Raw genomic sequence first — 23,871 nt, forward strand, 5'->3', positions numbered from 1 at the left:
TTATGAATAATAAAAAATACGAAACAATAGTTCATTACATAATAAATAGCTGTGATGATATTAGAAAATTAGGAAGTATTAAATTAAACAAGATATTGTTTTTTTCTGATATAGAAATGTTTATAAGAAAAAATAAAACTATTACCAATGATAAATATATAAAAAGACAGTTTGGACCTGTTCCTAAAAAAATATTAACTATTTTATTAAGCTTGGAAGAGAAGAAAAAAATTTCAATAAGAAAACCATCAAAAAATAGACTTGATAATACTACGCTTTATTTTAGTCTAACAGATGATATTGATTTAGATATTATGACTGCTGAAGAAGTTTCTATATTGGAGCATTATTTAAAATTGATATGCGATAATTACACAGCAAGAGAAATAAGTAATATATCGCATAATAAAATATGGGAATTAGCTGATATGGGAGAAGAAATTCCTATTTATGCAATACATGCTGCTCAAGCAGAAGAAATTAATATTGATGATATAGAGGCATTAAGTGAAGCATTATAGTATAGAAGTTGATGAAAAAGTTTTTAACTTTATAGAAAAATATAAAAAAGTATACAAAGATTTATCAATACTTTATGATGCTGCTTATTGGAGACTGCAGAGAGATGAAGAAGATTATTTTAATGAACAGCTTAAATTATACATATTAAAAGTAGGAAGTTTGAGTAAAGAAATATCATTATGTTTAGCACTTGAAAAAGGTGTTAGACAATTAACAGAAAATACATTTGAGGAAATAAAATATATAGTATCTGCTTCTATAACTGATAAAAAAACTAATAAAATAATAAAATTAAAAAAATGAAATGATAAAATATAAATGATAAATGTTTAAAAATTTTATTTACATTTAATAGTTATAGTAATGCCCTAATTTTATTAATAATCACTAATAATTTTTAATATTTATTAGGATTATATAATATTTTTATAATGGGTAATAAAAAACACTATGGAAATAAAGTTTAATATATTAAAACCGTTTGAGAAATGGTCAAATACTGATAAGCGTTTAAAAATAGCATTTGGAGGCAGAGGCGGCGGAAAAAGCGAATCTATTGCTAGGATACTTATAGCTAAAAGTTTTGAGATTAAAGGTGTTATACTTTGCTCAAGAGAGATTCAAAAGTCAATAGGATATTCTACTTATCCTCTTCTTGTTAGCATTATTAAAGAATTAAAACTTGAGAGTTTTTTTAATATAAAAAGAAATGAAATTATTAATAAAGTTACAAACTGTAAATTTATATTTTTAGGTATTAGAGAGTGTTCTATTGAAGAAATTAAATCTATTTATAATGTTAGGATATGTTTTATAGAAGAAGCTCAAACTCTCACTCAAAGAAGTTATGAAATATTAGAGCCTTCAATAAGAGCAGAAAAAAGTGAAATATGGATTGCATTTAATCCTAGATTTGAAACAGATTTTATTTACAAAACAGTAATTAAATTTAACTTAGAAAATAAATTTTATACAGATAAAAATAATAATAAATACAATTATCAAGAATACGAAGATAGTAACATTTTAATCACATTTATAAATTATGATGGTAATTATTATTTCAGCGATATATTAAACAAATCAAGACTTTCCACTTTAAAACTCATGCCGAAAATGTATGATCATATCTGGCTTGGTAAAATCAAAAACAAACAAGGAAAAATATTTTTATATTCAAAACTAAAATTCTATGATGATAATTTGAATGGTTTAAATGATATAAAAGAGAAGATTAATGCTTCAGAACATAAAGCAATAGTTGATCCTGCATTTGGAGAATATAATTGTTTCACTTCAGCCATAATATATACACAAATAGGCGAAGATATTTATTTAATAGATGCAGGACTTATAAGAAACGATTCTAACTCTACAACAGATGAAAGTATAATAAATTTTCTATCAAATAAAAATATAAAAAAAATATTATGCGAAAGCAATTTTGCACAAAAGGAATTGGTAAAGAGATTAGAGAAACATTTTGAGGTTACTCCGTTTTATGTACATAAGAATAAGGCAGAAAGAATAATAAATGCAAGCTACTTGATATATGATAAAGTTTATTTTCCCAAAAGCTGGCAGAAAGTACCGGATGGCTCCGATACAGATAAATGGTTAAAAACGAATAATGGACGGGGGTATATAGCTTTAAGGCAGCTGCTTAATTTCGATGATTCACTTGCAGGAAGCTGTATTAAAGGAGATGTATTTAGTTATTTAGATTTTCCAGATGCTTTATCTAGTTTGATATTATTTGGTATTGAAGATATTATTTATGAAGAAAATGATGATAAATTAAATTTAGTTAATGCTATTTTTGGAGAATAGAAATTTATTTTAATTTAGAACTTTAATTACATACCCCGCCCTTTTATTTTTATAGCAATATTATAATTTAAAATATTAATTACATTTAAAGCCAATTTAGAAATAGAAGCACCCGCCCAAGTTTTATTTAAAATTTTGATTTATTTAACGCACGGTTAATCTAAATTATAAATATAATAAAAATTTGAATTGCAAATAAATATATATTTTTAATTTTATTCTGCGTGCGGCAGATATACCTATGAATTTAAAAAAATCTTGGGTGGGTTTCTATAATTACATTAAAAACTAAAAAGAACAATAATTTATAAATTACAGATTATACTAAAAAATATAGAGGGCGGGCAGATGTAATGAATTATAAAAGGGAAGCATTAATTAAAATACTTCCCCAAAATAAAAAACAATTATTAAAATTATAGCCAATTATTTACCGAAAACAGCCTCATAATCTTTTTTGAACTTTTCTATACCTTGATCAGTTAATGGATGTTTAGTCATCTGCTCTATAACATTATAAGGCACCGTAGCAATATCAGCACCGGCTAATGCACATTCTGTAACATGTATAGGATGCCTTACGCTTGCAGAAATAATTTCAGTTTCTATTGCATGAGTAGCAAAAATTTCTGAAATAGTTCTAATAAGTTCAAGACCGTCAGAAGATATATCATCAAGTCTTCCAATGAAAGGAGAAACATAAGTAGCCCCTGCTCTTGCTGCTAAAAGTGCCTGATTAGCAGAGAATATCAAAGTAACATTAGTTTTAATTCCTTCTTTAGATAATACTTTTACTGCTTTTAATCCTTCAGAAGTCATAGGAATTTTTACTACCATGTTTTTATGTATTTTAGCTATTTCTCTTGCCTCATCAATCATATCTTCAGCTTTAACAGTAGTAGCCTTAACTTCACCCGATATAGGACCATCAACTATAGTAGTAATTTCTTCTATAGTTTTTTTAAAATCTCTTCCTTCTTTAGCTATTAGAGATGGATTTGTAGTAACTCCGCAAATTACTCCCATATCATTAGCTTTTCTAATTTCATCAACATTTGCTGTATCTATAAAAAATTTCATTAAAAAATCCCCTTAATAAATTTTTGCGTTATTATATACCTTAAAACATATTTTATCAATATATAAATAATATAATCAGAAATTAACCTTATCAGGATGATGTCCGGATCCTCCAAAGTATTCCATAGCATTAATTGTTTTCATATCTTCATCGCTTATATCAAAGTCAAAAATTTCAGTATTTTCTTTTATACGAGAAGCAGTTACAGATTTAGGCAAAGGAAGAGTATTGTTTTGCAAACACCATCTTATGCAAAGCTGAGCTGCAGATTTATTATATTTAGAAGCTATTTCTTTTAATGTATTATTATCAAGCATTTTACCTGTTCCAAGCGGACTCCAAGCCTCTACTAATATATTATTATCATTGCAGTATTTATAAGTTTCTTCCTGCATAAAGCCAGGGTGAAACTCTATTTGATTAACCATAGGCTTAACTTCTGTTTCCATTAATGATTTTAAATGATGAGGCATGAAATTTGAACCCCCTATTGATTTTATCTTACCTTTTTTATAAAGCTCAGTCATAGCTTTCCAAGTTTCTAAATTAATATTATCCCAATCTTTAAATTTATTTACTGAAGCAGGCCAATGAATAAGATATAAATCTAAATAATCAATTTGTAAATTATTAATAGTTTTTTCAAAAGCATCTAATGTTGTTTTATATCCTCTGTCCTTATTCCAAACCTTACTTGTAATAAATAATTCGTTTCTGTTTATTTTGCTTTCTCTGACAGCTTTTCCAATGCTTTTTTCATTTCCATAAGCGGCAGCAGTATCAATATGCCTGTATCCGTAATTTATAGCTTCTATTACAGCTTTTACTGCAGTTTCACCGTCCGGAGTCTGCCAAGTACCGAATCCTATGCATGGAATTTTATATCCATTGCTTAATGTGAATGTGTCTTTTAAACTTTTAAAATCGTTCATTATATATTCTCCGCAATAATTTTTATTTAAATATTTATATATTATTATATAATAAATAAAAATATTATGCATAAAAAAATTTTAGGAAATTAATTTTATGAAAAAAATAGTTTGTTTAGGCGACAGCACCACTTACGGATATATGATTGGCAGGGATAAGGTTTGGACTAAAATTCTAAATGATAAATTTTCTGAAGAACATAAAGACATTAAATTTATAAATAAAGGTATTAATGGAGATATGATTTCAGGCATGCTTATTCGTTTTGATATGGATTGTATAAGAGAAAATGCTGACACTATTATTTTAATGGGAGGTGTTAATGATATATTTACCTGCAAGCATTTAGAAAAAATAGAGAATAATTTAATAAACATAGTAAATAAATCTTTAGAAAATAATATCGATATAATAGTATTTACTCCTATTTCTTTTGTTAAGGAGGCATTTTCTTTTTTTGAATCAAGCAATATAGAAGAGTTTGATAGTATTCTAAAAGAGTATGTTAATTTTATAAATGATTATACAAAAACAAATAATATAAAAAGTATAGATGTTTATAATTTATTTGTAAGTAAAATATTAAAAGAAAATCATTATTATGATATATTCTTTGACGGAGTCCATTTAAGTGAAAATGGACATAATGTATTTGCCTTAGAGATTCATAAAGAATTAAAAAAATATTTCTAATTGTTAAAATAAACTGACAAAATCTGTCATGAGTACATGCTAAATTAATAGTATCTTAATATATTTTGGGATACTAATTATGAATAAAAATAATAATAAAAAAATAGGTTTAGTATTAGACGGAGGCGGAGCTAAAGTAGCATATCATATAGGAGTTTTTAAAGCTTTAAAAGAACTTGATATTAGCAAATACATCTCTGCTATATCAGGTGCCTCTGTAGGAGCTTTGAATGCATGTCTATTTCCAATATATAATTTAAACTCTCAAATAGTAGAAAATATATGGCTCAATGAAGTTGAAGATAAAATATTAACTTTAAATCCGAATAAGGTTATAAACTCTTTTTTAAAAATAATAAAAAACTATATTAAGAATGCTTTAAATGAGATAATATCTGACTTTTTAGATGATGATAATATTTTATTGATTCCATTTATTAATTTTTTATCAACTTCGGCTATATTTTCAAGAGATGGGATAATAGAAATAATGGATAAATATTTGTATAAAGAAACTATCAAAAAAATAAATATATATGTTTCATGTACTAATATTGATAATTTAAAACCATATTATTTCAAATTAAACAATTATTCATTAAAGACAATCAAAAAAATACTTTTAGCTTCATCTGCAATACCTGCAGTATTTCCGCCTGAAAATATAAAAGGTACATTATATATTGACGGAGGCATAAGCGATAATTCTCCAATAAAAGCTTTAAAAAGTTGTAAATTAACGGATATAATAGTTGGGCATTTAACTAGTAATAGTAATTCAAATATTTTAAAAGATAAATTAGATAATAGTATAAATGTATATGAACTTTATCCTAAAAAAGATTTAGGTAATTTTTTTGACGGTACTTTAAATTTCTCTAGTAATTTCATAAAAAAATGCATGCATCAAGGCTATATTGATGCTTTAAATTTATTAAAATAAGTTTCATTTTTTATTTTTTTATCTTTTTCTATTTATTCTTTTTATCTAAGAATTCATTAAATATATTAAAAAGTTTAGCATATTTATTTTGTTTTTCTTTATCTTCTGTATTTTTCTCAATTTCAATGTATGATTTTATAAGATTTATACTGAAGTAGGCTTCAATGTTTTCATCATCTTCTTCCAATACCTTTTTATAATATTCCAATGCTTCTTCATAAAGTCCGGCTTCTTCTTTTTCTTTTGCATTATCAAAATATAATCTATCCTTAGATTTCATATAAGTATCCTATATAAAATATAAAAAAATAATACATTGCAATTGAATTTTTTTAAACATAATATATCATTAATAGTAATTTTTTTAGAGAAAAAATTATGTCAGTGTTAGAAAGCAGTATATCAGAAGTAAAAAAAGAGGAAAATAAACTATTGGCTATAATAGCTTTGGTGCTTTTAAGTTTTGCCTTAGGTACAAGCGAGTTTATAGTTATAGGAGTATTAACAGAAATAGCTGAATGTTTTAATATTACAGAAGTCAAAGCAGGAGGTCTTGTTTCAATGTTTGCTTTGGCTTATTCAGTATGTACTCCTTTTTCTGCAGCTATAGCAGGTAAGTTTAACAGATTTAATTTTATAATATTTGCCGGCATACTATTTATAGTAGGGAATTTCTTATGCTCATTGGCTTCAAATTATATATTTTTACTTATCGTTAGAATGTTTATAGCTGTAATTTCAGGGGCATTAATATCAGTTTCGATATCATTTACCCCCTATATATCATCTAAGGATAAAAGACCTATGGCAGTGGCTTGGATTTATTCAGGATTTAGTATAGCCTCTATTTTTGGTGTACCTATAGGCACTAGTATAAGTTATTATTTCGGATGGAGAGCTTCTTTTATATTTATATCTGCTTTCAGTGCTGTTATGCTTATTTTAATGTTTATTACTCTTCCTAAAAATACACCTACTCATAAAGTAAAATTATTAGGACAGTTTATATTATTTAGAGACTCTAGATTTTTATTAAGTACTTTTACAATACTTTTCGGTGCTGCTTCTTCTTATGTGCTTTATACATATTTAAAGCCTATTTTTCTTGATTATATTCATATACCTAATAAATATATAAGTGCTGCATTATTAGTATTCGGAGTTACAGTTCTTTTCAGCAATCTTCTTTCAGGAAAATTAGCTGAACATAATGGAGTATATAGATTAAGATATGTATTTATAATGCAGTTTTTATGTATGATAGTTTTGCCTTTTGCCCTTCTTAATGCTGTAAGTTCTTCTATTGTCATATTAATAATAGGTTTTTTAATGTACTTAATGAATTCTCCTGTCCAGCTTAATGTACTAGATTTCACAGAAAAAGATTATCCTTCCTGTATTACTTTAGCTTCATCAAATAATTCCTTTTCTTTTAACTTCGGTATAGCTTTAGGTTCTTTTTTAGGAAGCAGTATATTTGATAATTTTGGAATAAGATGGGTTGGATTTGGAGGGGCTGTATTATCAGTTCTTGCTTTTATTTGTGTGGTTATGCTTTATAATAAAAACAGATACGGGGATAATGTATAAAATGTATAAAATACTGTTTTAAATTTTTGTACAAAAATACGAATACATGGTATATGTATAATTATAGGTGTATTAATGATTTATTAAAGTTAATATATTCATATTAAAAAAATGATATCAATTATACTACAACATGGTATATGTATAATTCATGTAAATCAAATAATTTTTACTATATTTATATTATTTTTTATCTCAAAACTTTGAAAAAAAACATTTTTTTGAGCATTTATATATATTTCATTAATAAAATTTCTATACTAGTTAATTATAGAACAAATAATCAAAAAAATAGGAGGTAATGATGGATTTAAAAAAATCAAAAACAGCTGAGAATTTAAAAACTGCTTTTATAGGAGAAGCGATGGCAAGGTGCAAATACATGTACTATGCCGAAAAAGCTAGGGAAGATGGAATGGAGAATTTGGCATTAGCTTATGAGAAAGCCTCCAGAAATGAGCAGGAACATGGTAAGTTATGGTTTGAACGCTATCATGGAATACTTTCAAAAGATGAAAATTTAAAAGATGCTATAGCAGGGGAGACTTACGAATCTACAGATATGTATTTAAAATTTGCAGAAACTGCAAGGGAGGAAGGTTTTAATGATATAGCTATACTTTTTGAGCATGTTGGAAAAATAGAAGAAGAGCATAAAAAGATGTTTGAGAAATATTTGGGAAATAATGAAGATAGTATAAAAAAATGGCAATGCGGTAAATGCGGCTATGTACATAATGAGGCTTCTGCCCCAAAGAGATGTCCAGTATGCGAGCAGTATAGGGTAGGCGGCATAAACTAATTAATTAAAACACATATTATTAAAAAACTATTATTATGGAGGTTAAAGTATGTATAGTAAGAAAGCAGAATTTTTAGCTGAATTGATTGGGTCTATGATTTTAATTTTATTCGGATGCGGTGTAGTTGCGGCAGTTAATATAGGTAATAATGGGGCAGCTATTAATATACACATAGCTTGGGGACTAGCTGTTACTTTTGGTATATATGCATCCGGAAAGATAAGCGGGGCTCATCTTAATCCTGCTGTTACTTTAGCATTAGCTACTACAGGAAGATTCCAATGGTCTAAAGTTTGGTATTATGTTATAGCACAGATGATAGGCTGTTTTATAGGGGCTGCTATAGTATTTGCTGTTTATTATGGAAAGTGGATAGAAGTTGATCCTACATTTTCAAGCACTACAGGAGTATTTGCTACTTTTCCTGCAGTACCTGGATTTTGGCCTGGATTTATAGATCAAGTAGTAGGAACATTTCTTTTAGTATTTTTAATTCTTGCCACAGGAGATGCTAATAACACTCCGGCAGGCTCTAATTTAGGACCTATAGTAGTTGGTCTTATAATAGTTGCCATAGGTATGTCATTTGGTTTTATGCATGGTTATGCTATTAATCCTGCCCGTGATTTAGCACCTAGACTTTTTGCTGTTGTAGCAGGATTTAAAAATAACGGACTTACTGACGGAAGCAATATATGGATAGTTCCTGTTGTAGGGCCTATAGTAGGAGGAGTTTTAGGAGCTATTATATATGATTTTACTGTTGGAAAAGTATTTGCTAAGAAATAATTAATTAGGAAGGCAGTAAAATAAATAAAGGTATAAAAAATAAAAATAAGGAGTTTTTAAATTATGTCAAAATATGTAGTTGCAATAGATCAAGGAACAACCAGCAGCAGAGCAATAGTATTTGATTATGATCAGAATATGATTTCAGTTGCTCAAAAAGAGTTTACACAGATTTATCCTCATGAAGGCTGGGTTGAACATAATGCTGCAGAAATTTGGGCTACTCAGTTCGGAGTTTTACAGGAAGCCATACAGATTGCAGGAGTTAAGCCCGAAGAGATAGCTGCTATTGGTATTACAAATCAAAGAGAAACTACTGTTGTATGGGATAAAAATACAGGCGAGCCTATTTATAATGCTATAGTTTGGCAATGCAGAAGAACTGCCCCTATTTGCGATGATTTAAAGAAAAAAGGACTTGATACTTATATAAGAGAAAATACTGGTTTAGTTGTTGATGCTTATTTTTCTGGTACTAAAATAAAATGGATACTTGATAATGTTCCGGGTGCTAGAGAAAAGGCTAATAAAGGCGATTTACTTTTCGGTACAATAGACACTTGGCTTGTATGGAAACTTACAGGCGGTAAAGTTCATGTTACTGACTATACTAATGCATCAAGGACTATGATTTATAATATCAAAGAACTCAAATGGGACGAAAATATTTTAAGAGAATTAGACATACCTATGAGTATGCTTCCAGAGGTAAAAGATTCTTCATGTGTTTATGGATACGCTAATATTAATGGTAAAGAGGTACCTATATCTGGAATAGCAGGAGACCAGCAGTCAGCATTATTTGGTCAGGCTGGATTTAATAAAGGCGACACAAAAAATACTTATGGTACTGGAAGTTTCATTCTTATGAATGTCGGAGAGAATTTTATATTAAGTAAAAACGGACTTATTACTACCATAGGTATAGGATATAACGGAAAAATAGAATATGCTTTGGAAGGTTCTGTATTTATAGCTGGTGCTGTTATACAATGGGTACGCGATGAATTAAGACTTCTTCATGATGCAAAAGACACTGAATATTTCGCTACTAAAGTAAAAGATACTAACGGAGTTTATTTAGTACCTGCATTTGTTGGGCTTGGTGCTCCTTATTGGGATATGTATGCAAGAGGCTGTTTAGTAGGTATTACAAGAGGAGTTAATAGAAGTCATATAATAAGAGCAGCAGAAGAGGCTATAGCTTATCAGAGTAAAGATGTTATTGACGCTATGGTTGCTGACAGCGGAGTAAAATTAGCTTCATTAAAAGTAGACGGAGGAGCCTGCCGTGATAATTTCTTAATGCAGTTTCAGGCTGATATTATTAATACAAAAGTTCTTCGTCCTCAAATTACTGAGACTACTGCTTTGGGTGCTGCTTATTTGGCCGGACTTGCTGTGGGATTCTGGAAGGATAAAGATGAGATAGCAAATAGATGGAAATTAGAGAGAGAGTTTACTCCTTCAATTTCTGAAGAAGAAAGAAATAAAAAATATATGGGCTGGAAAAAAGCTGTTGAGAGATCAAGAGGCTGGGCTTTATAATTTCTTATTGTCATTATTTGCATATTAATATTCATTTCTAATAATTGAATATTAATATGCATTTAGTTCTTAATTATTTATTTCAATTAATAACATCTAATATAATTTACGAGGGATATATAATGTATGATATATTAATTATTGGTGCTGGTGTGTCTGGTACTTCTTCAGCACGCGAACTTTCTAGGTATAAAGCTAGTATATGTGTTGTTGAAAGAGGCGAAGATGTTTGCTCAGGCACTTCAAAATCCAACAGCGGAATAGTGCATGCAGGGTTTGATGCGGCAAATGGTTCACTTATGGCAAAGTTAAATGTTCTTGGCAATAAGATGATGCCGAAAATAGCAGAAGACCTTGATGTGCCTTTTAAACAGAATGGTTCATTGGTGGTATGTACTAATGAAGAGGACATGCCTAATCTTAAAACTATATATGACAGAGGAATAAAAAACGGAGTTGAAGGACTTCAAATATTAAATAAAGAAGAAGTTCATAAAAAAGAGCCTAATCTAAACGATAATGTATGCGGTGCTTTGTATGCTCCTACTGGAGGTATAGTAGATCCATTCATTTTAAATATTGCTTATGCTGAAAATGCTTATGCTAATGGAGTTGAATTTAAATTTTATACTGAAGTTATAAATATCAAAAAACTTGATGACGGTACTTTTGAAGCAGAAACTAATAACGGAGTTATAAAAGCTAAATATATTGTTAATGCTGCCGGAGTTTATGCTGATAAGTTTCATAATATGATGAGCAAAAACAAAATACATATTACTCCAAGAAGAGGCGACTATATATTGCTTGACAAAGAAGTTGATAATTTAGTAACTTCTACAATATTTGCACTTCCTACAAAATTGGGTAAAGGTATATTAGTTACGCCCACAGCTCATGGCAATATAATGCTTGGACCTACTGCTATTGATATAGAAGATAAAGAGGGCTTAAATACCACAGCTGAAGGACTTGCTCAGATTATAGAAAAGTCAAAACTCACGGTAAAAAATATACCGTATAATAAGGTTATAACTTCATTCTGCGGGCTTCGTCCTCATGAAGATAATCATGAGTTTATCATAAAAGAGCTTGAAGACTGCGAAGGATTTTTCGACTGTGCTGGTATAGAATCCCCTGGTCTTGTTTCTTCTCCTGCTATTGGTGTAATGGTTGCCGATATTGTAAGCAAGAAAGGAAACTTCGAGAAAAAAGAAAACTTTATAGAAAAAAGAAAGGGAATAACTCATTTTAATAAACTTTCTAATGAAGAGAAAAATAAACTCATAAAAGAAAATCCTTTATACGGACATATAATCTGCAGATGTGAAAAGGTAACTGAGGGTGAGATTGTAGAAGCTATAAAAAGTCCTATAGGAGCTAAATCTATTGACGGAGTAAAAAGAAGAGTGCGTGCCGGGCTTGGAAGATGTCAGGGCGGTTTTTGTTCTCCTAAGATAATAGAGATATTAGCGAGAGAACTTAATGTTTCTCCTCTAACTATTACTAAATGCGGCAAAGGCTCTGAAATAGTTATTGGTTATGATAAGCAGTAGTTAAAGTGTAAATTAATAAAAAAAGAGTTTTTATTTATTTACTTATTATTTTAGGAGTAAAAATGCAAACTTATGATGTTGTTGTTATAGGCGGAGGTCCTGCTGGGCTTGCTGCTGTTATTTCTGCTAAAGAAAACGGAATAGATAATTTGATTATGTTGGAGCGTGATGATGTGCTTGGCGGCATACTCAATCAATGCATACATAATGGTTTCGGTCTTCATAGATTTGGCGAGGAGCTAACAGGTCCTGAGTACGCTTATAGATTTATAGAAAAAGTTTATGATTTAAATATTAATTATAAACTCAATACTATGGTGCTTGATATTGTGCTTAATGATAGTAAAGAAAAAATAATTACTTATATCAATAAAGAAGAAGGCTTGGTGCAGATTAGCTCTAAAGCTCTGATACTTGCTATGGGCTGCCGTGAGCGTTCAAGAGGGGCTTTGAATATACCGGGTTTCAGACCTGCCGGGATATTTTCTGCGGGTGCTGCTCAGCATTTAGTAAATATAGAAGGATATATGCCGGGCAAGGAAGTTGTTATACTTGGCTCTGGAGATATTGGTCTTATTATGGCTAGGAGAATGATTTTTGAGGGAGCTAAAGTTAAGGTTGTTGCCGAGATACTTCCATTTTCTGGAGGGCTTAAAAGAAATATAGTTCAGTGTTTGGACGATTTTAATATACCTCTTAAATTAAGTCATACAGTTATCGACATAAAAGGTAAAGACAGACTTGAAGGCGTTACAATAGCTAAAGTTGATGAGAATATGAAGCCTATTAAAGGTACTGAAGAATATTATTCATGCGATACTTTGCTTTTATCTGTTGGGCTTATACCAGAAAATGAGCTTTCAAAAGAGATTGGCGTTGAGATTAACCCTATAACCTCTGGTGCTATAGTTAATGAAAGTTTGGAGACTAATATTGACGGAGTATTCTCTTGCGGTAATGTTCTTCATGTTCATGACTTGGTAGATTTTGTTTCTGAAGAGGCTGAAACTGCTGGAAAAAGTGCTGCCGAGTATGTACTTAAAAACAAAAGAAGAGATAATACAAACTCTATTTCATTAAAAGGCTCTAATGGTGTGAGATATACTGTGCCTTCTATGATTAATGCTCACAATGTAGATGATCATGTGATGGTAAGGTTTAGAGTAAGTGCTATATTTCAAAACAAATTCTTAAATGTATATTTTGACGGCGAGAGAGTGATACATAAAAAGCATTTGATATTTGCTCCCGGTGAAATGGAGAGTGTAAAATTAGATAAGGCTATGCTTTCAAAAGAAGGTATTAAAAATATTGAGTTTAAGATAGAAGATAATTAATATAATATAATTTGGAGTTTATATTTATGTCTCAAACTTTAAGGTTAGTTTATCCGCAGTGGCAGGGCGGTATAATATCGCATTGGATAAAGGAGTTAAAACCTGAAGATTCTTCAAGAGGCTATTATCTAGGAGCTAAACTTTTAATTATATTAGCACCAGAAAATAATACTCATAAAACTATAGAAGTTCCTGTTTCTCTTAATATAGAAAAAAGAGAAGTAAAAAATGGTATTATGGATTATGATTATATAGTAAATCAAACTAATAGTGCCTTAGATATACTAAATAAAAACAATCCTGATAAAATAATAGTTTTTGGAGGAGAATGTTCTGTAAGTGCTGCTCCTTTTACATATTTAAACAAAAAATATAATAATGATATAGCTTTAATATGGATAGACGCTCACCCTGATATAACTTTACCTGAAGACAATACTTATGCAGGATATCATGCTATGGCTGTAAGTGCCTGCATGGGTAAAATAGAGGCTATAAATAATCTTCCAAGTAAAATTTCAGCAGAAAATATTTTATTTTTAGGTCTTAGAGACTGGGAAAGAGAGGAGATAAGGATTCGTCAAAAAGAGTATGGCATAAAGCATTTGGCTCCTGAAGAGATTTCTAAGTCAAGCGAATGTATAATAAAATGGCTTAAAGAATGCAAGGCTAGTAAAGTATTCATACATTTTGATTTAGATGTTCTTGATCCTAATGAAATAATAGCGGCTGTCGGTGTTTCTCCAAATGGAATGAAAATTAATGAGGCTGTTAGGGTTATAAATGATATTGCAAGAGAGAAAGAATTAGTAGGGCTTACTATAGCCGAGCATATGCCAAGGGTAGAAATACTTATGAAAAATATGATGGCTGAGCTGCCTTTATTTAATTAGATAATTATAAACTAAAAACTATTAAAAGATAAAAGGAAGTAATTTTATGGAAAAAAAAGAATTAACTTGTATATGCTGCCCTATGGGCTGTGCTTTGTCTGTGGAGATGGATGGAAATCAAGTTACAAGCGTAAGCGGTAATACCTGCAAAAGAGGAGACACTTATGCCAGAGATGAGGTTGTTCGTCCTGTGAGAATGGTTACTTCTATAGTAAAAATAAAAAACGGTAAATTAAAAATGCTTCCAGTAAAAACTAAAGAGCCTATAGACAAATCAAGAATTAATGAATGTTTAGAGGCTTTAAAAACTGTAGAAGTTCAGGCACCTATTCATATTGGAGATATTGTGCTTCATAATGCTGCTGGTTCGGACATAGTAGCTACTAGAAATATAGAAGCTGTTTAATATTATATTAAATAATTTAAAAAGGCATTGTTTATATAAGACAGTGCCTTTTTATTTGTTTTTATTTATATTTTATAGTATTATTAATAAAAAACTATTTGGAGCAGCATATGGATAAAAATTTTAAACAACAATTCGATAAAGTAAAACATCTTTTAGTACCTAGTTTTGATTTGGATAAGACTTTTAGAGAGAAAAAATTTAATGATATAGAACTTGATATATTAGATATAGGAGAAGTTAATTTAAAAACAGGAAAAATAATTGCATGCGATCCTTTAGCATATATGTTTGAGAATCAAGTATCTCCTTTTATTCAAACTGTAAATCCTGATAAATATAAAGTTTCACTTCTTATAATAAAAGATGAAGAGAGAATTTCTATAGCTAAAATTTCTTTCTCTAATAATGAACCTAAAAGATATGAACTTGCTGTTACAGGTGAAGAAGATTTGTCTGAAGTAGAAGAAGGTGAGTTTTTCGGATATCCTGTGGATGCTGGTATGGGCTGTTTTTGCGATTATGAGGCAGCTGAAAAATATTTTGAATATGAAGATAAACTAGAAAAAGAAAGTAATGGTGATTTTGACAACAGATATGATGATTTATTTGCTGATTTATTAGAAGATAATGCCAAAAATAATCCTAAGTATCAATCTGAATATGGTGATTGGCTTAATTGGAATATACCTGAAAGTGATTCTAATATAGTATTATTTACAAGCGGTTATGGTGATGGTTATTATCCTTCTTATTTTGCTTATGATGAAAATGAAAATATATGTGCTTTATATACCATATTTATAGATTTGAATGATGATGATGAATAATTTTTATCACTGCGGTATACACACAATAAATTAAAAAAATATTGGGCGGGCAGCTAAAAAATCTAATCGGATAACAATAAAAATTAAAGTTAATATTACAGATTAAAACTATAAATATAGAGGGTGGGCAAATGTAATTAAGTTTTAAAACTTTAATTACATACCCCGCCCTTTATCTTTGTTGTTTAAATAAATAATTTTACTTTTACTATATTTATTGTTTTATTAGAAATTTAAGCACCCGCCCAAGCTGTGTTTAAATTTGTTATGCTATTTACCAAAAGTGATATTAAAAATATAAAGTTTATTATTAATTTGAAATAAATTTATAATAAAAATGCATTTAGCATGCGTTGATATAATTCTAAATACAATTAGATTATTATAAAAAAGCATGCACTTTTAAAGAATAAAAATGCATGCTGGGTTTATAAAATTTTTGCTAAATATCATACATTAGCATAAGCAGGCTCTGAATTATTATTTTCTTCTTCTAATGCTTTTCTTTTCATTTTCTTATAAATATAAATATACATAACTGTAGCCAATGCCACACTTACAATATCAGCTATAGGCTGAGACCATATAATACCATTTATACCAAATAATTTAGTACCTATAAGTATTGTCGGTATGAATGCTATACCCTGTCTGCTTAATGAAAGCACTAAAGAAGGTATAGATTTTCCTAATGCTTGGAATGTAGACATAAATACAAATTGAAAGCCTATTATAGGGGCTATGGCATAACTTGCTACTAAAAATTTCACTCCGTAATCTATAACTTCTTCATTGTTAATAAATACTCCTACAGACCATCTTCCAAATATTAATGATAGCCCTAAAAGTAAGCATCCTATTACTACACTTACAACACATGATATTTTTATGGCAGAGTTCATTCTCTTGTAGTTTTTAGAAGCGAAGTTATATCCTACAAAAGGTTGAAGACCTTGAGAAAGACCTATAAATACAAGTATAACAAGTGTAAATATTCTTTGAGCTACTCCAAGTCCTGCCACTACATTATCACTGTATCCTGCAGCTAAATTATTTATAAGTATGTTTGAAGCACTCATAAGTATGTTGTTTATAGAAACAGGTATTCCTATAGAAAATACATTGATAAGTATGTCTTGATGCAAAGAAAAATCTTTAACATGTATTGATAAGAAAGATTTTTTTCTTAGTATATGATATATGTAGTATACAGTAGAGCAGGCATTACCTATTATTGTTGCAAGAGCAGCACCGGCAACACCCATATTCATATAAAGTATCATGATAGGGTCTAATACTATATTAACCACAGTACCTATCATCATACCAATCATAGCTTCTTTTGAAGATCCTTCAGCACGAACAATCTGTCCCATAGCCATTTGATTTACTACAAAAGGAGCCCCAAATGCTACTATTATCAAGTAATTTTTAGAAAATTGATATGTATTAGGACTTGCTCCTGATATTTTTAGTATGTCTTTCATAAAGATTAGATACACAGCCATAGATATAAATCCTACTATAATGCTCGCATAAAAAGCAAAAGAGGATATTTTTTTTACACTTTCATAATCTTTAGCACCTAATTTTCTTGATATATAAGAACCTCCTCCTATACCGAAAATATTACCAAAAGCCATAAGAAGCAAATATATAGGCATACAAAGCGATACTGCAGCTACCTGATTAGGATCTCCTGTTTTTCCTACAAAAAAAGTATCTACCATATTATAAAAAACATTGACTAACATTCCTAGTATAGTTGGAAGTGCTAGCGTCATTAGAGCTTTATGTACAGGATAATTTTCAAACAATTCTATTTTTTTATCTGTCATATTGTTAGTACCTCCTAATTTTTATTAATAATATATAGTATACTATATATTAAAATTTATCAAGCAATATATATGTAAATTTTAGAAGTTTATTTATTGAGTTCACAATGAATTTTTTATTTAATTATACAAATAGCACATTAGTACTGTAATAAAATACTTGATTTTTTATAATTTTGACATATAATAGAACGAGGTGTATTATTATATTTTATTAGAATAAACCATTAACTATTGACAAGAAAGGCTAATATGTATAAATTGAATACTTATGTTGTATACCCTATGTATGGTATATGTAAAGTTATGGGTATATCAAATAATAAAGTTAATTCTAATCTAGTAGAATGTTATGTTTTAGAATGCGAAAGTGAAAATATTACATTAAAAGTGCCTATAAATAGAGTTAAAGAATATCGTATACGAAAGATTATATCTAAATCAGAAGCTGATAATCTTTTAAATATATTGCAGACAAAACCTCATGATATAGAAAATAATTGGAAAATAAGATATCAGGAAAACGAGGAAAAACTTAGAAGTGGAGATATCAAAGATACGATAGAGGTTGCAAGGAGTTTATTTACAAGAAATAAGTTAAAAGAACTTTCTGCAAGTGAAAAGCGTTTATATGAAAAAGCATATATGTTTATAGTTAATGAAATTAGTATAGCTTTAAAAAAAGATAGAGATGAAATAGAAGATATAGTATCAAATGCTTTGGAAAAATCCGCAAAAAAATTCAAAACTAAGCCTTTAGAAAAAGAGAAGGTAGTTAAAGAAGAAAAAGAAACCGCTAAAAACGGAAAAAGAAAGAAAAAAGATATTTCTAAAGAATAATAATCTATCTAGTTTATTACATTAAAAATATAATATGTGTATAAATAAAAACAAGGGGAAATTATGTGGAGAATAGTATATTTTGTACTATCTTGTATAGTACTGGCTTTGGATTATTTTATATTAAAACATTTTAATTATAAGACATTAACAGTATTTATAATAAGTGCTGTATTGGTATTTTTATTTGAACTACTATTTATTAGAAAGAAATCTTCTAAAATTATATTAGCTTTTTTTATATCATTCTTTCTAACATTAATTACTGTACTTTTGACTATAACTACAATTAATATTGTAGGAATATCATTATCATTAAATGAGAAATTGATTATTCTTTTTATAGAAGGCTATTTAATTTTCGGTATTATTATAGCTTTTATACCAAGTATATCAAATATGTTTAAACTTACGAATAAGGATAAGATGAAAACTTCAAAGATATTGGATACTTCTGTCATAGTAGACGGAAGGATATATGATATTGCTGAAAAAAAATTTTTTGACGGACTTCTTATACTTCCGGAATTTGTTATAAAAGAGGTGCAGTTTTTAAGTGATGCAAGAGATCCTCAGAAAAGAATAAGAGGAAGAAGGGCTTTAGAGATATTGAATAAAATGAAATCTTCTAAGAATATACTTCTTTCTATAACTGATATAGATTTTCCTAATATCAAAGAAGTGGATTTAAAACTTATAGAACTTGCCAAAAAAATGGATGCTAAAGTGATAACAAATGATTTTAATTTGATGAAAGTAGCATCTATACATGAAGTAGATATATTAAATATCAATGATTTGGCCAATTCGCTTCATGTTGTAGTTTTGCCGGGTGAAACTATAAATATAGATCTGATAAGGGAGGGAAAAGATAAACAGGCTTTAGGATATTTAGAGGACGGTACTATGATAGTAGTTGATAATGCTAAACATCTAATAGGCAAAAATGTTGAAATAGAAATAGATAATGTACTTCCTAAAGAAGCAGGCAGAGTAATATTTGCCTCTCTTGCAAACTCTAAAACTACTAATAATAAAAAAAGACATGATAATCAAAATAAATAATTTTAAGGAGTATATATATGATAATAGATCTTTCTGCAACTATATATGATAAAATTCCTTCATATCCGGGAAACCCTGAAGTTGTGATAAAACATACAAATGATAGAAATAATTCTGGATTTTATGTTACAAATATAGCTATGAGTGTTCATACGGCAACTCATGTTGATACGCCTTTGCATTGTATTGATGAAAAACCAACTACAGAGAATATAGATTTATCCCATTATGTTGGAAATGCATATTGTATAGATGTTCCTACTGATAAAGGATGTACTATTAAATTACCTTCAGATTTTGATTTTAATAAAATTAGAGGAAATGATATAGTATTATTTAGAACAGGGTGGGAAAATAAAATGGGTACAGATGAGTATTTTGATTTATGGCCTTATATAGATGAAAAATTAGCAGAAAAATTAGTAGAATTGAAAATAAAAACTGTTGGACTTGATACTCCGTCTGTTGATTCATTAGAAACTAATAATTTAACTCATAAAATTTTATTTTCTAATAATATATGCATTATAGAATCTTTAGTAAATTTAGAAAAATTAAAAAATAGAAGTTTCTTTTTTAGTGCAGCCCCTTTAAAGATAAAGGATGGAGAAGGTTCTCCTGTAAGGGCTTATGCTATTATAGATTAATAAACATTTTTATATAAAAAACCATGCTTTAATAAATGGCATGGTTTTTATTTTTATAATTTTATTAGAATCTTATTCCTATTTGTCCTCCTACATCAAGAGCCCCTGTTCTAATTTTAGGAACACTTTCTTTATATTCAAGCAGAGGAAAATCATAAGATAAATAAATACCCAAAGTTATATTATAAAGAAGTAAAAAGTCCAAACTTGCTTTAAGATAAGGTATATATGTATTATAAAATTTATCCTGTAATTGTTTTAGATTATATTGTTCTATTATTTCACCGCCGCTGTTTTCTTTAGAATAGCTGCTTCCGCCAAGAGGAAATTTCACTCCTGCTCCCAAACCTATAGACATAAATAATATATCTATTTTAGGCATTAAGCCTACACTTAAACTATCAAATGTCAAATTACATTTACTAATATCGGATTTATAAGCAAACACATCTCTTTGATATCCTAAATCTAATGATATTCCAAGAGATAAAATACTTAAATCAAAATAATAATTTGGTTTTAAATATACTCCGAATTCAAAACCTCCATCCGGCTTTATTGTTTGACTTTGTTTTCCATCTTCAAGATAAAAACCTATTCCCGCTCCCAAAGGTACTGTTAAATCAACACCAAATCCGCTTTTTGCCATAAGATTTGTACTGATAGTTGTTATTAACATTACAGTTAGCAATAAAAATTTTTTCATAATATTAATACTCTCTTTATTTATCATAGAATTGATTTTTCCATCATATATAAATATTATATTTTTTTCAACTATTTATATAATAAATGATAATAATTTTTCATATACAATCAAATTATAAAAATAACTTTAGAATTTATTTAACGCACGGTGAATAAAATTTATAGATATAATTAAATTTTAATTACAAACAAATCTGCATTGTTAATATTATTCTGCGTGCGGTAAATATGCTATAAATTTAAAAAAAATTGGGCGGGCAGCTAAAATTACAGAATAATATAAAAAAGAAAAAAATATAAAAATAGCAGTGTTAAATAAAAAAACTAGAGGGTGGGCAAGTGTAATTAAATTTTAAAACTTTATTACATTTCCCGCCCTTTATTCTTTATAACTAACTTTTAAATTTTAATATTAACTATCTTCATAACTTAATCAGAAATTTCAGCACCCGCCCTAGTTTTTATTAAGTTTAGAATTTATTTAACGCACGGTAAACAAATTTATATAATACAATAAAATTTGAATTCATATATAAACTTATATTTTAAATTTATTCTACGTGCGGTAAGTGTGATATAAATTTAAAAAAACATTAATTGAGTAATCGGTTTAAAATTAAAATCCCAATCACTATTTACAGGTATTGTATGTTCATCACTGTTTTTAAAATAAAATGTTATACAGTCTTCACAATATATGCTTATAGATGTTAAACTTATTGATTTTATGAATTCTTCTCTTTCTATATTATGAGGCTTAAATATACTCTCTGCCGCACACTCTTTTAATTTTCTATCAATATCTTTTTTATTAGTAAATATTTTTTTGATTATATCAACGCTTTGTTTATTAAACGCTTCATTAATATTGTCAAAGAAGATTAAAATATTATTGTTAGTCCAAGGCATCTCTTTCTTAAAACTGTTTATATCCTTATTAAGTTCAAAATCTCCTAATTCTTCATCTTTATAATAAATAATCTCTGAATATTTTTCTAATATGATATTTAAATCATCATCTTTATAATCATTGTCAACTATATCTTCAAGTAAAAAATTAATATAGAAGTCATCAGGATTTTTTTCTTTTCTTACCTTTAATCTTACTATGCTTTCATCTTTGAGTATTTTTAAATATTCTTCAGGTTCTTTAACTTTTTTATGAATTATAATATGAGTATTTTCTATAATTACATTAGCAGCAATATTTTTTAAAGCGATAGCAGAAATAAAGTATAATATTTCTCCCAAGGTATTCTATTATATTTACAGCATGATCTTTTAAGTATGAATACCATGTCAAAAATTTCATCATCAAAATTTTTATTAAAGTCTTTAATTTCTTTATCCATTTTTACACTCTATTAATATAGTAATATAATAAGATAAAATATCAATAATAAATTTTAAAAGTTTTATTAATACAAACCATTTATTTAAATTTAGTGGTAGATTTAATTTTTAAATATGTGCTTTGGAAAAGTTGATATTAAAATAAAATAGAACTTAGATATCAATACTTTGTTTTTATATATTTTATCACAAGCTAAAGTGTAATTATATTAAAAATTTATTTAACGCACGGTAAGTAAAATTTATAATATAATAAAATTTGAATTACAAAAAAATCTATATTATTAATCTTATTTTGCGTGCGGTAAGTAAACTAAAAATTAATTATCCTTCTATATGAGCATCTGTAAAATTAAAATCACAGTCGCTTTCTACTACTATAGTGTGTCCCCAGAAAATATCCCCGTCATCAAACCAAAATGTTATAATATCTTCGCTTATAGTTATAGATGTTAAGGTTATTAATTTTGCAAACTCTTCTCTATTTATATGAGGCTTGTCAGAATCATCGTTCCAGCTGTTGGCATCTTCAAGCATATTTTCTGATATATACTCTTTTAGTTTTTTATTAATATATTTTTTATTAGTAAATATTTTTTTGATTATATCAACACTTTTTTTATTTAGTTCTTCATCAATATCTTCAAATAAGATTGAAATATTATTATCATTCCATAGCATATCTCTACTAAACATGTCTATACTTTTGTCAAGCTCAAAATCTCCTAATTCTTCATCTTTATAATAAACAGGCTTAGAATATTTTTCTAATATAATATTTAAATCATTATCTTTATAATCATTATCAACTATATCTTCAAGCAGAAATCTAATATATAAACCAGATGAATCTTTTTCTTTTCTTACTTTTAATCTTACTATTGTTTTATTTCTGAATATCTGAAAATAATGATTTGTATCTTCAATTTCTTTTACTATAAGCAAATTTTCATTTTCTATAATTTCATTGGTAATAATATTTTTATATGCAATTGCTGATAACAATAAAGTATAATATTTTTCTTTTGACTTAGCAGCTGATAAATTTTGTTTTTTTAAAACGAATGCTATGTCTAAAATTTCTTCATCAAAATTGCTATTAAAATTGTCAATTTCCTTACTCATTTTATATCCTTTATAGTTTATCATACTAAAATTATCTTACATTTAATATAATTTATTAAATTTAAGATAAAATATAGCCTTTTTGCTTCTCGCCGAAGAAGGGCTTTACTTGTGTCAGCAAAAGAAGTTGGGTATTAGGCAAAGTCCCATATATAAAAATATAATTTTATTTTTTATAAAGTATATTTGTTTCATTATATACTGTTTATAAAAAGTTTATAGGATGGGATTAGAATAAATTCTAAAACTGTAATTATATTAATAAGCGTGTTATTAAAAAATGGTTGAAAATAAAAAAGTTAAGTTTTAAATTTACTTAAATACCACGCCCTTTATTCTTTATTGCTATATTTTGAATTTTAGCATCAATTATCTTTACAGTCTAATTAAAAATTAAAGCCCCGCCCAAATGATAATTAGATTTAAAAATTTATTTAACGCACGATAAACAAATTTATATAATACAATAAAATTTGAATTACAAAAAAATCTTATATTATTAATATTATTCTGCGTGCGGTAAAATATGCTATAAATTTAA

At 27.9% G+C, this 23,871-nt stretch carries 23 protein-coding genes and 1 pseudogene; 17 read left to right on the top strand and 7 right to left on the bottom strand.

Features of this window, described 5'->3' with window-relative positions:
- Positions 1 to 2: 2 nt before the first annotated feature.
- The 3 genes from BHAMNSH16_RS08230 (at position 3) to BHAMNSH16_RS08240 (ending at position 2,352) form a co-directional block, all read left to right on the top strand.
- Complete coding sequence (locus BHAMNSH16_RS08230) at positions 3 to 521, top strand: Panacea domain-containing protein (protein ID WP_069732278.1); 519 nt, start codon at positions 3 to 5, stop codon at positions 519 to 521.
- The gene (locus BHAMNSH16_RS08235) at positions 508 to 825 is read left to right on the top strand and encodes a hypothetical protein (RefSeq protein ID WP_008732128.1); all 318 of its coding nucleotides are present in this window, start codon (positions 508 to 510) and stop codon (positions 823 to 825) included. The genes BHAMNSH16_RS08230 and BHAMNSH16_RS08235 overlap by 14 nt, the downstream gene beginning before the upstream one ends.
- A gap of 147 nt (positions 826 to 972) precedes the next feature.
- Positions 973 to 2,352, top strand: coding sequence for a phage terminase large subunit (locus tag BHAMNSH16_RS08240; RefSeq protein ID WP_008732126.1), 1,380 nt, complete (start codon positions 973 to 975; stop codon positions 2,350 to 2,352).
- Positions 2,353 to 2,778: 426 nt separating this feature from the next.
- Here the strand turns inward: BHAMNSH16_RS08240 and fsa are convergent, their stop codons facing one another.
- Together fsa and BHAMNSH16_RS08250 are read right to left on the bottom strand one after the other, a co-directional pair.
- On the bottom strand, positions 2,779 to 3,432 hold the full coding sequence (gene fsa / locus BHAMNSH16_RS08245) for a fructose-6-phosphate aldolase (RefSeq protein WP_008732125.1): 654 nt from the start codon (positions 3,430 to 3,432) through the stop codon (positions 2,779 to 2,781).
- A 75-nt stretch (positions 3,433 to 3,507) separates the two neighbouring features.
- A complete protein-coding gene (locus BHAMNSH16_RS08250; protein ID WP_039955063.1) occupies positions 3,508 to 4,365 on the bottom strand; it encodes an aldo/keto reductase in 858 nt (285 codons plus the stop codon).
- A gap of 97 nt (positions 4,366 to 4,462) precedes the next feature.
- On the opposite strand from BHAMNSH16_RS08250, the gene BHAMNSH16_RS08255 reads away from it, so the two are divergent.
- Both BHAMNSH16_RS08255 and BHAMNSH16_RS08260 read left to right on the top strand, forming a co-directional pair.
- The gene (locus tag BHAMNSH16_RS08255) at positions 4,463 to 5,059 is read left to right on the top strand and encodes a GDSL-type esterase/lipase family protein (RefSeq protein WP_008732122.1); all 597 of its coding nucleotides are present in this window, start codon (positions 4,463 to 4,465) and stop codon (positions 5,057 to 5,059) included.
- 79 nt (positions 5,060 to 5,138) lie between these two features.
- Complete coding sequence (locus tag BHAMNSH16_RS08260; RefSeq protein ID WP_069732279.1) at positions 5,139 to 6,002, top strand: patatin-like phospholipase family protein; 864 nt, start codon at positions 5,139 to 5,141, stop codon at positions 6,000 to 6,002.
- Between the two features lie 28 nt (positions 6,003 to 6,030).
- Here the strand turns inward: BHAMNSH16_RS08260 and BHAMNSH16_RS08265 are convergent, their stop codons facing one another.
- The gene (locus BHAMNSH16_RS08265) at positions 6,031 to 6,282 is read right to left on the bottom strand and encodes a hypothetical protein (protein WP_008729408.1); all 252 of its coding nucleotides are present in this window, start codon (positions 6,280 to 6,282) and stop codon (positions 6,031 to 6,033) included.
- Between the two features lie 98 nt (positions 6,283 to 6,380).
- Between BHAMNSH16_RS08265 and BHAMNSH16_RS08270 the strand changes: the two genes are divergently transcribed.
- The 9 genes from BHAMNSH16_RS08270 to BHAMNSH16_RS08310 all read left to right on the top strand — a co-directional run bounded on the left by BHAMNSH16_RS08270 (position 6,381) and on the right by BHAMNSH16_RS08310 (position 15,754).
- A complete protein-coding gene (locus BHAMNSH16_RS08270; protein ID WP_008729410.1) occupies positions 6,381 to 7,592 on the top strand; it encodes an MFS transporter in 1,212 nt (403 codons plus the stop codon).
- 304 nt (positions 7,593 to 7,896) lie between these two features.
- The gene (locus tag BHAMNSH16_RS08275) at positions 7,897 to 8,394 is read left to right on the top strand and encodes a rubrerythrin family protein (protein ID WP_008729411.1); all 498 of its coding nucleotides are present in this window, start codon (positions 7,897 to 7,899) and stop codon (positions 8,392 to 8,394) included.
- A gap of 49 nt (positions 8,395 to 8,443) precedes the next feature.
- Positions 8,444 to 9,184: an MIP/aquaporin family protein gene (locus BHAMNSH16_RS08280; RefSeq protein ID WP_008729414.1), complete on the top strand. Its 741-nt coding sequence runs from the start codon at positions 8,444 to 8,446 to the stop codon at positions 9,182 to 9,184.
- Between the two features lie 63 nt (positions 9,185 to 9,247).
- Positions 9,248 to 10,732: a glycerol kinase GlpK gene (glpK, locus tag BHAMNSH16_RS08285; protein ID WP_008729417.1), complete on the top strand. Its 1,485-nt coding sequence runs from the start codon at positions 9,248 to 9,250 to the stop codon at positions 10,730 to 10,732.
- A 122-nt stretch (positions 10,733 to 10,854) separates the two neighbouring features.
- Positions 10,855 to 12,288, top strand: coding sequence for an NAD(P)/FAD-dependent oxidoreductase (locus tag BHAMNSH16_RS08290; RefSeq protein ID WP_008729419.1), 1,434 nt, complete (start codon positions 10,855 to 10,857; stop codon positions 12,286 to 12,288).
- A 62-nt stretch (positions 12,289 to 12,350) separates the two neighbouring features.
- Entirely contained in the window at positions 12,351 to 13,625 is a 1,275-nt protein-coding gene (locus BHAMNSH16_RS08295) for an NAD(P)/FAD-dependent oxidoreductase (RefSeq protein WP_008729422.1), read from the top strand.
- A 26-nt stretch (positions 13,626 to 13,651) separates the two neighbouring features.
- The gene (locus tag BHAMNSH16_RS08300) at positions 13,652 to 14,518 is read left to right on the top strand and encodes an arginase family protein (protein WP_008729424.1); all 867 of its coding nucleotides are present in this window, start codon (positions 13,652 to 13,654) and stop codon (positions 14,516 to 14,518) included.
- 46 nt (positions 14,519 to 14,564) lie between these two features.
- The gene (locus BHAMNSH16_RS08305) at positions 14,565 to 14,924 is read left to right on the top strand and encodes a DUF1667 domain-containing protein (protein WP_008729426.1); all 360 of its coding nucleotides are present in this window, start codon (positions 14,565 to 14,567) and stop codon (positions 14,922 to 14,924) included.
- Positions 14,925 to 15,034: 110 nt separating this feature from the next.
- Positions 15,035 to 15,754, top strand: coding sequence for a DUF4241 domain-containing protein (locus tag BHAMNSH16_RS08310; RefSeq protein ID WP_008729427.1), 720 nt, complete (start codon positions 15,035 to 15,037; stop codon positions 15,752 to 15,754).
- A 449-nt stretch (positions 15,755 to 16,203) separates the two neighbouring features.
- On the opposite strand, the gene BHAMNSH16_RS08315 is transcribed toward BHAMNSH16_RS08310, so the two are convergent.
- On the bottom strand, positions 16,204 to 17,592 hold the full coding sequence (locus BHAMNSH16_RS08315) for an MATE family efflux transporter (RefSeq protein ID WP_008729429.1): 1,389 nt from the start codon (positions 17,590 to 17,592) through the stop codon (positions 16,204 to 16,206).
- Positions 17,593 to 17,844: 252 nt separating this feature from the next.
- On the opposite strand from BHAMNSH16_RS08315, the gene BHAMNSH16_RS08320 reads away from it, so the two are divergent.
- The 3 genes from BHAMNSH16_RS08320 to BHAMNSH16_RS08330 all read left to right on the top strand — a co-directional run bounded on the left by BHAMNSH16_RS08320 (position 17,845) and on the right by BHAMNSH16_RS08330 (position 20,144).
- Positions 17,845 to 18,432: a CarD family transcriptional regulator gene (locus BHAMNSH16_RS08320; protein ID WP_008721315.1), complete on the top strand. Its 588-nt coding sequence runs from the start codon at positions 17,845 to 17,847 to the stop codon at positions 18,430 to 18,432.
- Positions 18,433 to 18,495: 63 nt separating this feature from the next.
- Complete coding sequence (locus tag BHAMNSH16_RS08325) at positions 18,496 to 19,497, top strand: PIN/TRAM domain-containing protein (RefSeq protein ID WP_069732280.1); 1,002 nt, start codon at positions 18,496 to 18,498, stop codon at positions 19,495 to 19,497.
- A 17-nt stretch (positions 19,498 to 19,514) separates the two neighbouring features.
- Entirely contained in the window at positions 19,515 to 20,144 is a 630-nt protein-coding gene (locus tag BHAMNSH16_RS08330; RefSeq protein ID WP_008729433.1) for a cyclase family protein, read from the top strand.
- Between the two features lie 64 nt (positions 20,145 to 20,208).
- Here the strand turns inward: BHAMNSH16_RS08330 and BHAMNSH16_RS08335 are convergent, their stop codons facing one another.
- From BHAMNSH16_RS08335 to BHAMNSH16_RS08345, 3 genes and pseudogenes are all read right to left on the bottom strand, one after another.
- Positions 20,209 to 20,850 carry a hypothetical protein gene (locus BHAMNSH16_RS08335; protein ID WP_039954639.1) on the bottom strand — a complete coding sequence of 214 codons (642 nt, stop codon included), beginning with the start codon at positions 20,848 to 20,850 and terminating at the stop codon, positions 20,209 to 20,211.
- A 584-nt stretch (positions 20,851 to 21,434) separates the two neighbouring features.
- Positions 21,435 to 22,204: pseudogene (locus BHAMNSH16_RS08340) on the bottom strand (DUF2262 domain-containing protein).
- Positions 22,205 to 22,529: 325 nt separating this feature from the next.
- Positions 22,530 to 23,330 (bottom strand): DUF2262 domain-containing protein, encoded by an 801-nt coding sequence (locus BHAMNSH16_RS08345; protein ID WP_039955119.1) that lies wholly within the window; start codon positions 23,328 to 23,330, stop codon positions 22,530 to 22,532.
- Between the last annotated feature and the right edge of the window lie 541 nt (positions 23,331 to 23,871).

The organism is Brachyspira hampsonii (assembly GCF_002214805.1).
Lineage (GTDB): Bacteria > Spirochaetota > Brachyspiria > Brachyspirales > Brachyspiraceae > Brachyspira > Brachyspira hampsonii.